General features: G+C 67.6%; 9 protein-coding genes. 8 read left to right on the top strand and 1 reads right to left on the bottom strand.

What is annotated here, in order from left to right; all coding sequences use genetic code 11:
• Window positions 1–22 precede the first annotated feature (22 nt).
• Both CQ034_RS14570 and CQ034_RS14565 read left to right on the top strand, forming a co-directional pair.
• On the top strand, window positions 23–781 hold the full coding sequence (locus CQ034_RS14570; protein ID WP_051662555.1) for an SURF1 family protein: 759 nt from the start codon (window positions 23–25) through the stop codon (window positions 779–781).
• 237 nt (window positions 782–1,018) lie between these two features.
• Window positions 1,019–5,641 carry an ExeM/NucH family extracellular endonuclease gene (locus CQ034_RS14565; RefSeq protein ID WP_105711606.1) on the top strand — a complete coding sequence of 1,541 codons (4,623 nt, stop codon included), beginning with the start codon at window positions 1,019–1,021 and terminating at the stop codon, window positions 5,639–5,641.
• Between the two features lie 133 nt (window positions 5,642–5,774).
• Here the strand turns inward: CQ034_RS14565 and CQ034_RS14560 are convergent, their stop codons facing one another.
• Window positions 5,775–6,581 (bottom strand): DeoR/GlpR family DNA-binding transcription regulator, encoded by an 807-nt coding sequence (locus tag CQ034_RS14560; protein ID WP_029262264.1) that lies wholly within the window; start codon window positions 6,579–6,581, stop codon window positions 5,775–5,777.
• A 230-nt stretch (window positions 6,582–6,811) separates the two neighbouring features.
• Between CQ034_RS14560 and CQ034_RS14555 the strand changes: the two genes are divergently transcribed.
• The 6 genes from CQ034_RS14555 (at window position 6,812) to CQ034_RS14530 (ending at window position 13,090) form a co-directional block, all read left to right on the top strand.
• Entirely contained in the window at window positions 6,812–8,107 is a 1,296-nt protein-coding gene (locus CQ034_RS14555; protein WP_105711605.1) for a sugar ABC transporter substrate-binding protein, read from the top strand.
• An 80-nt stretch (window positions 8,108–8,187) separates the two neighbouring features.
• On the top strand, window positions 8,188–9,111 hold the full coding sequence (locus CQ034_RS14550; protein WP_105711604.1) for a carbohydrate ABC transporter permease: 924 nt from the start codon (window positions 8,188–8,190) through the stop codon (window positions 9,109–9,111).
• Between the two features lie 2 nt (window positions 9,112–9,113).
• Window positions 9,114–9,959: a carbohydrate ABC transporter permease gene (locus CQ034_RS14545; RefSeq protein WP_029262267.1), complete on the top strand. Its 846-nt coding sequence runs from the start codon at window positions 9,114–9,116 to the stop codon at window positions 9,957–9,959.
• A 47-nt stretch (window positions 9,960–10,006) separates the two neighbouring features.
• The gene (locus CQ034_RS14540) at window positions 10,007–10,870 is read left to right on the top strand and encodes a ketose-bisphosphate aldolase (RefSeq protein ID WP_029262268.1); all 864 of its coding nucleotides are present in this window, start codon (window positions 10,007–10,009) and stop codon (window positions 10,868–10,870) included.
• A gap of 37 nt (window positions 10,871–10,907) precedes the next feature.
• Window positions 10,908–12,116 carry an ADP-dependent glucokinase/phosphofructokinase gene (locus CQ034_RS14535; RefSeq protein ID WP_105711603.1) on the top strand — a complete coding sequence of 403 codons (1,209 nt, stop codon included), beginning with the start codon at window positions 10,908–10,910 and terminating at the stop codon, window positions 12,114–12,116.
• Window positions 12,113–13,090 (top strand): class I mannose-6-phosphate isomerase, encoded by a 978-nt coding sequence (locus CQ034_RS14530; protein ID WP_105711602.1) that lies wholly within the window; start codon window positions 12,113–12,115, stop codon window positions 13,088–13,090. Before CQ034_RS14535 ends, CQ034_RS14530 begins: the two co-directional genes overlap by 4 nt.
• Window positions 13,091–13,140 lie beyond the last annotated feature (50 nt).

Below are 13,140 nucleotides of genomic sequence, written 5' to 3'. Positions count from 1 at the left end.
CCCCCCGACCCTGCGTGAGGTCATGCTCCGGGGACGCTGGATCGGCATGCTGCTGCTCTGCCTCCTCGTCGCCGGCGTGTTCGCCTGGCTCGGGCAGTGGCAGCTCGAGCGTGCGATCGAGACGGATCCGCCCGACCCCGGCGCCACCGAGCAGGTGCAGCAGCTCACCGAGGTCCTCGAACCGGGCCAGTATCTTCCCGAGCCGCTCGTGGGGCAGCGTGTGGAGACCTCCGGTGTCTGGGTTCCCGAGGACTTCATCGTCGTGTCGAGCCGGTTCAACGACGACGTCCAGGGCTACTGGGTCACCGGGCAGCTGCGCGTCGACGAGCGCACCTCCATCGCGGTCGCGATCGGTTGGGCGCCGGACCGGGCCACCGCGGACGCTGCGGTGAAGGAGCTCGAGGCGGGTGCCGACGGCTCTCCTGTCGATATCACCGGGCGCATCATCTCGGACGAGGGCCCCCAGGTCCCGCCGCATTCCGATCCCGAGCAACTGGATCGGATGTCGCCCGCGGCCCTCCTCAGCCGTTGGCACGACATCGAGCAGCTCGACGTCTACCGCCCCTACCTGGCCTCGACGACGGCGACGGCCGGTCTGGTCGACATCTCGTCGCCGGCCCCCGAGGAGATGTCGCCGGTGAACTGGCTCAACGTCTTCTACGCGGTGGAGTGGGCGATCTTCGCGGGGTTCGCGTTCTACCTCTGGTATCGCCTCGCGAAGGATGCCTGGGAGCGCGAGGTCGAAGAGTTCGAAGACGCGGCCGCGGCGGAAACCGTCTGATCGATCCGCGCATCGGCGCGCGAGTCCGTGCGCAATTGCGTGCCGCCGCCTCGCGATAGCGACCTTCGTCAGGGGTCGTCGAGGCCATCCGGTGAGCGCTCGATGACGAATCGGAAAACTCCGTTGAGGATGTCCGGACCGCTACGTATGCTCGCACCATGTGAGCATGCTGGGAGTTTCCCCTGTGTGCAGCGTCAGTCCTGAGAAGTGTCGAACCCGACCGAGGAGACAGCACCGATGATGTCCGCTCCAGACGACGAGAACCGCATGGGTTCCGTCTCGCACCGTAGAAGTCGGGGGCGCATCGGCGCTCTCGCCGTGACCTGCGTCGCCGCGTTGAGCCTCGGCTCGCTGGCCGCTGTGCCCGCCACCGCCGACACCACCGGCACGGGGGTGGTGATCAACGAGGCGTATCTCTCCGGCGGCAGCGCGGGGGCGGCGTTCAAGAACAAGTTCGTCGAGCTCTACAACCCGACCTCGGCGCCGATCACCCTCGACGGCATGTCGCTGCAGTACCGCTCCGGCACCGGGACCGGCGCCGCCAACGGCGTCGCCACGCTCTCCGGCGTGATCCCGGCCGGCGGCCACTACCTCGTGCAGGGCAACAGCAACGGCGCGAACGGCGCCGAACTGCCCGCTCCGGACGCCACGAGCACACTGACCCCGAGCGGCACCACAGGAACGCTGGCGCTCGTCGAGGGCACGGCGGCGGTGACTCTCACTCCCGGTTCGGTCGTGGGCGTCGACGGCGTGCTCGACCTGCTCGGCTACGGCACCTCCAACACGTTCGAGACCAAGGCGGCTACCCCGCCCGCCGGCAACACCGACGTGAAGTCGCTGAACCGCACCGACGGCGTCGACACCGACGACAACAGCACCGATTTCACGCTCTCGGCCACGATCACCCCGCAGAACTCCGGCGACACCGACCCGGGCACCGACCCGGGCGGCGAGCCGACGAAGGCGACGATCGCCGAGGTGCAGGGCACCACCGATGTCTCTCCGCTGAGCGGCAAGACCGTGCAGGTCGAAGGTGTCGTCACGGCCGACTACCGCACCGGCGGCTACAAGGGCATCGTCATCCAGACGCAGGGCTCCGGTGGCGCGGCGGACGCGACTCCCGGTGCCTCCGACGGCGTGTTCGTCTTCCTGAACGCTCTGTCTCCGAGCCTCGAGATCGGAGACCTCGTCTCGGTCACCGGCTCCGTGAGCGAGTACTTCGGGCAGACACAGCTCAACCCGGCCGCAGCAGCCGACATCGAGGTGCTGACCGCCGGCGTCGGCGTTCCCGCCGTCACGCCGCTGCCCGCCACGGTGCAGGGTGCCGACCGCGAGCAGTACGAGAACATGTACGTGGCTCCCGAGGGCAGCTACCGTCTCGCCTCCAGCCACCAGCTCTTCAACTTCGGCACGCTGTGGCTGAACGCCGGTGCAGACCTCGCGGTGAAGAGCACCGAGACCACTCGTCCCGGCGACGAGGCGGCGGCGATCGCCGCGACCAACCGCGCCAACCGCATCCTGCTCGACGACGGCTGGTCCATCCAGGTGTCCAACAGCGGACACCCGGGCGAACAGCCGTACTTCACGAAGGATGCCGTCGTCCGCAACGGCGACACGGTCGACTTCGGCGACAACGGCTATGTGCTGCAGTGGGGCTTCAACGACTGGCGTCTGCAGCCCGTCGTGCCGATCGACGACTCCTCGTCCGCAGACCTCAAGGTCGGCTTCGAGGCGACGAACCCGCGCACCGAGTCCGCGCCCGAGGTGGGCGGCGACGTGCAGGTTGCGTCGTTCAACGTCTACAACTACTTCACGACGCTGAAGAGTGAGAACTCGAACGCCCGCGGGGCCGCGAACGCGGCGCAGTTCGCGATCCAGAAGTCCAAGATCGTCGCGGCGATCAACGGACTCGACGCCGAGATCGTCTCCCTCATGGAGATCGAGAACTCGGTGAAGCTCGGCAAGCCCGTCGACACGGCGCTCAAGGATCTGGTCGCCGGCCTCAACGCCGACGCCGGCAGCGACGTGTGGGGCTACGTTCCCACGCCCGCCGCGCTGAACGACGCGGCGACGACCGACTTCATCACCAACGCGATCATCTACAAGAAAGACGCCGTCGAGACCGTGGGCGACAGCGCCACGGTCACCGACGAGACCGTGTGGGGCAACGCCCGCGAGCCGATCGCGCAGGCGTTCGACATCGACGGTCGCGTCGTGACCGTGGTGGCGAACCACCTGAAGTCGAAGTCACCGCCCGAGGGCGCAGGTGCCGAGCCGGCCGACGGACAGGGCTTCTTCAACGCCGACCGCGTGAAGCAGGCGAATGCGATCCTCGCCTTCACCGCTGAGCTCGAGGAGACGACCGGCAGCAGCGACATGCTGCTGATCGGCGACTTCAACGCCTACGGCAAGGAAGACCCGATCGACGTGTTCACGTCGAACGGGTGGAGCGACCTCGTCGCCGACAAGACCGATGGCCAGTACACGTACACGTTCGACGGCGAGCTCGGCTCGCTGGACCACGTGATCGCGTCGCCGTCGCTCGTGTCGTCGATCACGGGCGCGGGCGTGTGGGGCATCAACTCGCCGGAGTGGAGCGACCGCGGCTACGCGTACGGCGCCACCGAGGAGGGCACGCCCTACCGCTCCAGCGACCATGACCCGATCATCGTCGGCGTCTCCTCGGAGATCCCGCCGGTGAGCATCGACGTCGTCACGGTCAACGACTTCCACGGCCGGGTCGAGGCCGACGGTGCCGCCGCCGGTGCCGCCGTCCTCGCGGGAGCCGTGAAGCAGTTCCGCGACGCGAACCCGAACACGATCTTCGCCGGTGCCGGCGACCTGATCGGTGCGTCGACGTTCACCTCGTTCATCAACGACGACAACCCGACGATCGACGCGCTGAACGCGGCCGGTCTCGATGTCAGCGCTGCGGGCAACCACGAGTTCGACCAGGGCTGGGAAGATCTGCGCGACCGCGTGCAGGAGCGCGCGGACTGGGAGTACATCTCGTCGAACGTGTTCGTCACCGAGACCGGCGAGCCCGCGCTCGCACCGGCCTGGGTGAAGGAACTCGACGGCGTGAAGGTCGGCTTCGTCGGAGCGGTGACCGAAGACCTCGACTCGCTCGTCTCGCCCGAGGGCATCAAGGATCTCGAGGTCCGCAGCATCGTCGATTCCGTGAACGCGGTGGCCGACGATCTGCGCGACGGTGACGAGTCCAACGGGGAGGCGGATGTCGTCATCCTGCTCGTACACGAGGGCGCATCCAGCGTCGAGCTGTCGAGCATCACTCCGGATTCGCCCCTCGGCGAGATCGTCTACGGCGTCGACGACGACGTGGACGCGATCGTGTCGGCGCACACCCACCTCGCGTACAACCACGTGATCGACGGCCGCCCGGTCGTCTCCGCGGGGCAGTACGGCGAGAACCTGGGCCTGATGAACATCAAGGTCGACCCTGAGACGTCGGACCTGATCTCGATCACCAACGAGATCAAGCCCCTCACCGCTGCGGGCAAGCCGCTGTACCCGGCGGTGCCGGAGGTGCAGGCGATCGTCGACCAGGCCAAGGCCGAGGCCGACGTCCTGGGCGCGATCAAGGTCGGCGACATCACGGCCGACTTCAACCGCGCACGCCAGAGCGACGGCAAGACGGAGAACCGCGGTGGCGAGTCCACCATCGGCAACTTCGTCGCCGACGTGCAGCAGTGGTCCACGGGCGCCGACCTGGCGCTCATGAACCCGGGCGGCATCCGCGCGAACCTCACCTACGCCTCGTCCAACGCGAACGATCCTGCGGGCAACGTCACCTATCGCGAGGCGGCGACGGTCCAGCCGTTCGCCAACACGCTGGTGACGCTGACGCTCACCGGTACGCAGTTGAAGGGCGTGCTCGAGGAGCAGTGGCAGCCGGCGGGTTCGGCGCGTCCGTTCCTGAAGCTCGGAGTCTCGGAGGGTCTGCTCTACACCTACGACCCCGCCGCGGCACAGGGCTCGCGGATCACGTCGATCACGCTCAACGGCACGCCGGTCGACCCGGCGGCGAACTACACGGTCGCCGCCAACTCGTTCCTCGCCGCGGGTGGAGACAACTTCTTCACCTTCAAGGAGGGCGCGGGCAAGCGCGACACCGGCAAGATCGACCTGCAGTCGATGGTCGACTGGTTCGACGCGAACAAGACCGCGAGCCCCGACTACGCCCAGCGGGCAGTCGGTGTCGCCGTCAGCGCGGCGGATGCCGACGGCTACAGCGCCGGCGACCAGGTGACGGTGTCGCTCTCCTCGCTGGCCTTCAGCGCGGGTGAGCCGGCACCGGGCGAGGTGACGCTCTCGCTGGGCGACACGGTGCTCGCCACCGGAGCCGTCGACCCGGCCGTGGTCGACACCACCGATGAGGGCGGGCGCGCGAGCCTGACATTCACTGTTCCGTCGGGCGTCTTCGGCGAGCAGGTCCTGACCGTCGCGGTCGCCGGAACCGGAACGACGGTGCAGGTGCCGTTCACGATCGCCGGTGAGGAGGAGTTCGCCGGCACGATCACCCTGGGGTCTTCCAAGGTGGCAGCGGGCAAGAACCTCAAGGTCACCGGCGAAGGCTACGTGCCCGGTGAGACGGTGAACATCGAGTTGCGTCCGAAGAAGGGCAAGCCGGTCCAGGTCGGCACGGTCCAGGTGGGGGCGGACGGCACGTTCAGCACCCAGGTCACCGTGCCGAAGAGCGGGCCGTCGGGCAAGTACACCGTGGCGGCGTCTCAGGCCGACGGGGATGCGGCGACCGCCACGGTCACCGTCAACCGCGCCGGCGGCATCATCGGTGCGATCCTCGACTGGCTCTGGGAGCTGCTCACCCGGTGGTTCTGATCGGGGAAGAGTGTTTCTGATCCGCTAGTCGGGTGACACAGGCGAAGGCCGTCGGGAGCGATCCCGGCGGCCTTCGTCGTCGCTGTCGCGACTCGGCGAGCGTGACGGCTCGGGCGCGGGCAGGCCTCGGGCCCTAGGGCGTGAGCACCTGGACGTCGGCCTGCGCGAGAGCAGCGGCGATGCGCGGCGGAGGGGGAGCGTCCGTGATCAGGTAGTCCGCACGCTCGAGCAGCGCGATCTGGGCGAAGAACCGACGGCCGAGCTTGGTGGAGTCCGCGAGGATGGCCGTGCGCTCTGCTCGCTGGATCATCTCGGACATCATGGCGGCGTCGCCGAGGTTCGAGGTCGAATACCCGGCTTCGTCGACCGCGCCGACGGCGATCAGGGCGAGGTCGCAGCGGATGTCGACCTCGGGTCCGCCCGGGGTCATCGTGAACGTCACGGGGCCTGTCGTCGCCTGCGTGATGGATCGCACCGCACCGCCGAACACGTACAGGTCGCGGAAGGCCGACGGCGACAGCTCGCCGGGGATACGCAGGTTGTTCGTGGCGATCGTCAGATCGTGATGATTGCGCAGCGCGCGGGCGACGGCGAGCGTCGTCGTCCCGGCATTGAGCATCACGACGGAACCGTCTTCGACGAGGCCGGCGGCGATGCGTGCGATGCGCTCCTTCTCCTCCGTCTGCATGCGCAGGCGCACGTCGAGGGCGCGGTCCTTGAGCTGGCCGCTGGCCGCGCTGACCGCACCGCCGTGCGTGCGGATCAGTACGCCTTCTCGATCGAGTTGATCGAGGTCTCGACGGATCGTGTCGATCGAGACGGAGAAGTGCTCGGCCAGGTCGCTCACCGTCACCTGTCCCGTCTGTTCGACGTAGGTGGCGAGGTCGGCCTTCCGACCTGCCGGAAGGCGGCGTCGCTGTCCGGTCGCTGAAGCATCCATGCACCCATATCTAGCACAGGAGCGGCACGAACGCGGCATAGTCGTGCAGAAAACCGCAGATGGGTGATTCGGGTGCTGCTCGCAGATGCGCGGGGAAAATCAGCGCCACAACGCGATGCAGGCGAAAGAACAGGGTTGACGAATCGGCAGGCAACGGCATAACATGGCTCAAAACCGCATGAACAAGCATTGAAGCGCGTGATGCGGCACGATCTCAACGAGGAGAAGTGATGAGCACAGTCGGAAGAGGGCAGCGACGAACCCGAATCATCGTCGGCGCCGGAACCGCGGCGGTTACCCTTCTGGCCCTGGCGGGTTGCACGCCCGGCACGGATGGCGACAGCGGCGGTGACGGGAATGTCACCATCGAGTTCGCGCAGTGGTGGGAGCCGGAACTGCCCGACGGCGAGTTCCGCGCACTCATCGACCAGTTCGAGGAGACGAATCCCGACATCACGGTCGAGCTGGTCAGCGGGCCGTACGCGTCCACCAAGGAGCAGCTCTTCGCCGGTGCGGCATCCGGCACCATGCCCGACGTGGTCGGCCTCGACGGCGCGTGGGTGAACGACTTCGCCTCTCAGGGCGTCATCGCCGACCTGAGCGCGCTCATGGAGGAGTACGACTACGACGACAGCGAGCTGGCCAGCCAGATCCAGGTCGACGGCAGCACGTACATGATCCCGGTCGTGAACTTCGTCTACCCGATGTTCACGAACGACGACCTGCTCGCGCAGGCCGGGGTCACCGCACCGCCCCAGACCCGCACCGAGTTCGCGGACGCGGCGGCCAAGGTCTCGGCGCTCGGCGGCGACGTCTCGGGCTGGGTGCTCCCGCTGTCCCTCGAATCGCCGAACGGCGTGCAGAACGACGTCATGTCGTGGGTCTGGGCGTCCGGGGGTTCGATGCTCAAAGACGGTCAGCCCGACCTCACGAACGACGACGTCACCTCCGCGGTCGAGTACATCGGGGGGCTGTGGGACGACGGCGTCATCGCCTCGGGCTCCTTCACCATGAAGGAGCAGGACAAGGTCGAGGAGTTCACCAACGGTCGCGCCGGCATGATGATCGACTCGCTCGCGCACATCAACCTGATCCGCGAGACGAACCCCGATCTGAACTTCTCGATCTCGGCGATCCCCGCCGAGGACGGGTACGACGGTGAACGCGGCATTCCCTACGCCTCCTGGGGCATCGGCGTCGCCGAGAACTCCGAGCACAAGGAAGCGGCGTTCAAGCTGGTGTCGTTCCTGATGAGCGAGCAGACGAACTCCGAGCTCTCCACGATGGCCAAGGCCTTCCCCGGAAACGCGAAGTCGGTCCCGGACTTCGTGAACGACGACGAGCTCTTCAAGACGGCGTTCGACATCTACCAGGCCGGCTACCCGGCGAACGAGTTCACGGGTCTCCCGGTCGCCGAGGACCTCATGCGCCAGTTCGGTGAGCAGCTCCAGGCCGCGCTCGACGGGCAGCAGTCGATCCCCGACGCGCTCAAGAAGGCGCAGGCCTCGTGGGAAGCGGAGTTCTGACCTCCCGCCTCCCCGCCTGAACGGGGTGCCGCATCGCGGTCGCGATGCGGCACCCGACCAACCAAGGAGCTCGAGTTCCCATGAGTCTCAGAACATCCGACGACACCGAGGTGATCGTCACCGGGGTCGCACTCTCGCGGCGCCGACGGCAGCTGCGCAAGACCACCGAGTCGTACGCCTTCCTCTCGCCGACGGTCATCCTGCTGTTCGTGCTGATGATCGTGCCGATCATCATGGTGGTCGGCTACTCGTTCCAGGACAACGTGATCCTGAACAAGTCGCCCGAGTTCGTCGGCATCGCGAACTACGTCGAGATCCTCTCCGATCCGCGCTTCTGGAAGGCGACGGGCAACACCATCCTCTTCACGGTGACGAGCGTCGCCGCCCACCTCGTGCTCGGCCTCGCCTTCGCGATGATGCTGAACAGCCCGCTCCTCGGCCGGTTCTCGCGGTCGCTCTTCCGGGCCCTCTACGTGCTGCCGTGGCTGTTCACGGTCGCGGTCATCGCCGTGCTCTGGCGCATGCTGCTCGCCCCGAACGGGGTGGTCAACTTCCTGCTCAACACCGACATCGAGTGGTTGGCCTCACCCCAGCTCGCCCTGGGGACCATCATCTTCATCAACATCTGGGCGGGGTACCCCTTCTTCATGGTGAGCCTGCTCGCCGGGCTCCAGGGGGTTCCCGCCGAACTCCACGAGGCGGCCACGGTCGACGGTGCGAGCGCCACGCAGCGCTTCTGGAACGTGACGATCCCGCAGCTGCGTCCCATCATCGTGAGCCTCGTGCTGCTCGATCTGATCTGGACCTCGCAGCAGTTCGCCCTCATCTGGATGACCACCGGCGGCGGTCCGATCGATGTGACCGAGGTGCTCAGCACCTTCACCTACAAGCTCGCCTTCGCCAAGTACGACTTCTCGCTCGCGTCGACCTCGGCCGTGCTCGTGCTGCTGATGTCGATGGTGCTCGCCGTGTTCTACGTCCGTCATCAGAAAGCGAGGGACTGACCATGGCTCTCACCGCCCAGAACCAGCGTCGGGTCGGCAAGACCGGCCTCATGATCGGACTCCTCATCGGTGCGGTCTTCGCCGCGGGGCCCGTGCTGTGGATGCTGTCCAGCTCGTTCAAGTCGAACACGCAGATCTTCGAACTGCCGCCGCGGCTGCTGACCGACACGTTCTCGTTCGACGCCTACATCGCGATCTTCACGAACGCCGAGACGATGCGGTTCTTCCTGAACAGCTACATCGTGGCCGGCTCCGTCACGGTGCTCACGCTGATCGTCGCGATCCAGGCCGCCTATGCGTTCAGCCGCTTCGACTTCCGGGGCAAGCGGATCCTCAACGTCGTGATCGTGAGCGTGCAGGCCGTGCCGCCCATCACCCTGCTCATCCCGTACTTCGGGCTCATGGTCGGGCTGGGTCTCTACAACTCCTACGCGGGGCTGATCCTCACCTACATGGTGTTCACCCTGCCCTACGCGATCATCATGATGACCGGCTACTTCAACACCCTGCCGAAAGAGCTCGACGAGGCTGTGCGGGTCGACGGTGCCGGCTCCATGACGGCCCTCTGGCGCATCCTGGTGCCGATCTCCGTGCCCGGCATCGTCTCGGTCGGCATCTACACGTTCATGATCGCGTGGAACGAGTACCTGTTCGCGCTGACGCTCACGCGCACGATCGACATGCGCACCGTGCCGATCGGCATCCAGCTCCTCATGGGCCAGCACTCCTACGAGTGGAACCAGATCATGGCCATGAGCGTGCTCGGGTCGATCCCCGTACTCATCCTCTTCCTCTTCTTCCAGCGGTACTTCATCAGCGGCCTCACGGCCGGGTCCGTGAAGAGCTGAACGACGTCCCGTCCGGGGCCCAGACCACCACGAAACAGGAGATACAAGTGCTCTACACCGGCAAATCCATCCTCGATGTCGCCAATGCGAACAACTTCGCGATCCCCGCGTTCAACATCAGCGACTGGGCGATGTTCAACGGCGTCATGGACATCAGCGAGGAGAAGGCCGCCCCGGTCATCATCGCGATCCACCCCGACGAGGTCTCGCACATCACCACCGACCTGATCGCCGCGATGCACTCCCGTGCGCACCGTTCGAGCGTCCCCGTCGCCATCCACTGGGACCACGGTGGCAGCTACGAGCAGATGATCACCGCGATCAAGGCGGGCTTCACCTCGGTCATGATCGACGCCTCCCTGCTGCCGTTCGACGAGAACGTCGCCCTCACCCGGAAGGTCGTCGATGCCGCCCACGCGGTCGGCATCCAGGTCGAGGGCGAGCTCGGCACGATCGGCGCCAACGACAGCTACGGCGAGTCGGGCGCCGCCGAGATCATCTACACGAACCCGGCCGACGCCGTGCGTTTCGTCGCGGAGACCGGCGTCGACAGCCTCGCCATCGCGATCGGCACCTCGCACGGGCTGTACCCGGCCGAGAAGAACCCGGAGCTCCGCCACGACCTCCTGCAGGAGATCAAGGCCGCGGTCGGCATCCCCCTCGTGCTCCACGGCGGCTCGGCGAACCCCGACTCCGAGCTGCGCCGCGCCGTCGAGCTCGGTATCAACAAGATCAACATCTCCAGCGACATCAAGGTCTCGTACCACAACCGCATGCGTGAGATCCTCGGCACCGACGAGCGCCTGCGTGAGCCGAACGCGATCCAGCCCGAGCCGATTGCCGCGCTGAAGGCCACGGCGGCTGAGAAGATCGAGCTGTTCGGCGCCGACGGCAAGGCCGACCTGTACTGACCGGACGGCGGATCTCGAAGGGGAGGGCGATCGGCGGATGAGCGCTGGCGAGGACAGGCGGCTCGTACTCGGGCTCGGGGGAACGGTGGACTACGAGCTGCGGTGGGATGCCGTGGTGCTCGAGCGGCTGGCCTCCGTGCACCGCGTGCGGCGGCAGGAGCTGACCTCGACGGCGCCCATCGTCGACGAGCGATCGCTCCTGGTCGCCGTCCTCGCCCTCGTCGACGCCGGTACGGGCGCGGAGCGCTTCGTCGCATCATCCGATGTGATCGAGGCGTTCTCCTCGCACTTCGAGTACGCGGTGACCCTGGGCGGCACCGGCGTGCGGGCCGGGCTCGTCCTGGACAGCTTGGGGATCGCCAGCATCCAGCATCTGGTGAGCATCGACGACAACGTGCGTCGGCTGCTGCCTCCCGGGGTGTCCTTCGTGTGCTCGGCGACGCAGGACACCCTGGATCCGCACCTGATCGTGCAGTATCCGGCCGGCGCACGCATACGGCTGCACGACGGGGATGTCTTCTCGCCGGGACCCAATCGGCTGATCTTCGCCAACGATCCGCCGAACCGTGAGATGCGTCTCGCTGCCGAGCTGGGGGAGACGCTGGCCACCGCGTCCGTGCTCCTCGTCTCCGGCTTCAACACCATGCAGGACCATGCCCTGCTCGAGCAGCGCCTGGAGCAGCTCCACGAAGCGATGCTCCGACTGCCCGATGATGCTCTCGTCTACTACGAGGACGCCGGCTTCTACACGCGCGCCTTCGCGGAGACGGTACGCATCCGGCTGCTCCCCGGCATCGACGTGTACGGCATGAACGAGGACGAACTGCAGGAGTACGTCGGGCGGTCGGTGGACCTGCTCGATCCGGCGGATGTCATCCGCGCCCTGGCAGACATCCGCCGGATCATCCCCGTCCCCGCGCTGGTCGTGCATACGCGGTACTGGGCGCTCGCCATCGGCGCCGAGGCCTTCAGGCACGGTGCGGCGCTCGAGAGTGCCGTGCGCGTGGCGGCCACCCGCTATCGGCTCGGTGACGGATTCACGGCGGCACAGGCGGCCGAGACGGCGCGCATGCCCCGACATGCGGGCGGGACGGCACTCGTCGCCGCCGTCATGGCGGCCGTGCCGGATGCCGTCGGCGTCCCGGCATTCGCCCTCGAGGTCGAACACCCGACCACGATCGGCCTCGGTGACACCTTCGTGGGCGGGTTCCTCGCCGCCCATGCCCAGGGCGGAGGGCACCCGTGAAACCGATCCGGCTCGCGTCGAACCGTCCGGCCGAACGCTTCTACCGCGGCGGTGCCCGCATCGCCGCTTTCCGCGGGGAACGCGAGTCCGCACCCCGCGAACCGGAGGACTGGGTCGGATCGACCACGACGATCCGCGGCGAGCAGGTGCTCGGGCTGACGACGCTTCCGGACGGGCGGATGCTGCGCGACGCGATCGCCGAGGATCCCGTGTCGTGGCTCGGTCCCGTGCATGCCGAGCGGTGGGGATCCGATACGCGTCTGCTGGTGAAGCTCCTCGACGCGGGGCAGCGGCTGCCCGTGCACGCGCACCCGCACGACGACTTCGCCGCCTCGCATCTCGGCCGCACGCACGGCAAGGCGGAGGCCTGGTACATCCTCGAGGGAGGAGTCGTGCACGTCGGGCTGCGCGAGGAGACGAGCGTCGAAGCGCTCGCCGACCTGGTCTCGCGCCAGGATGTGACGGCGCTCCTCGGCCTGCTGCACGAGGTCGAGGTCCGCCCCGGCGACGTCGTCTGGGTGCCACCGGGCGAGCTCCATGCGATCGGTGCCGGCGTGCTGCTGCTCGAACTGCAGCAGCCGGAGGACCTGTCGATCCTGCTGGAGTGGGAGGGCTTCGCCATCGACGGGCCCGGCGAGGGGCACCTGGGGCTGGGCTTCGACCTCGCACTCACCGCCGTCACGACCGCCGCGCGAAGCCCGGCGGAGCTCGCCGCCCTCGTGCGTGCCGCGCCTCTGTCGGGTTCGGTCTTCCCTCGCGCGGCGGATCGGTATTTCCGACTCGAGCGGCGTCCGGTGCGCGGAGCGTCGGTGATCGAACCCGGGTTCGCGATCATGATCATCGCCGACGGCACCGCCGACCTCGACGGCGAAGCGCTGCCGACCGGTGCCACGGTCCTCATCCCGGCCGCCGCCGGCGGGATCGAGGTCAGCGGTGACGCCGAGCTCCTGATCGCGCGGCCCCCGGCGCCGTGAGGGCGATCGCGGGGGATCGAGCGGCGGATCCCGGCGGCTAGACTGGACGC

This window comes from Microbacterium sp. MYb45 (genome assembly GCF_002979655.1).
Taxonomy (GTDB): domain Bacteria; phylum Actinomycetota; class Actinomycetes; order Actinomycetales; family Microbacteriaceae; genus Microbacterium.
The sequence above is the reverse complement of the archived record's forward strand: the minus strand, read 5'-3'. Positions and strand labels throughout refer to the sequence as shown.

Excerpts from the sequence above, each read along its gene's own strand:
- CQ034_RS14550 (WP_105711604.1), top strand. The coding sequence starts at position 8,188 with ATGAGTCTCAGAACATCCGACGACACCGAGGTGATCGTCACCGGGGTC.
- CQ034_RS14535 (WP_105711603.1), top strand. The coding sequence starts at position 10,908 with ATGAGCGCTGGCGAGGACAGGCGGCTCGTACTCGGGCTCGGGGGAACG.
- CQ034_RS14545 (WP_029262267.1), top strand. The coding sequence starts at position 9,114 with ATGGCTCTCACCGCCCAGAACCAGCGTCGGGTCGGCAAGACCGGCCTC.
- CQ034_RS14570 (WP_051662555.1), top strand. The coding sequence starts at position 23 with ATGCTCCGGGGACGCTGGATCGGCATGCTGCTGCTCTGCCTCCTCGTC.
- CQ034_RS14560 (WP_029262264.1), bottom strand. The coding sequence starts at position 6,581 with ATGGATGCTTCAGCGACCGGACAGCGACGCCGCCTTCCGGCAGGTCGG.
- CQ034_RS14565 (WP_105711606.1), top strand. The coding sequence starts at position 1,019 with ATGATGTCCGCTCCAGACGACGAGAACCGCATGGGTTCCGTCTCGCAC.
- CQ034_RS14555 (WP_105711605.1), top strand. The coding sequence starts at position 6,812 with ATGAGCACAGTCGGAAGAGGGCAGCGACGAACCCGAATCATCGTCGGC.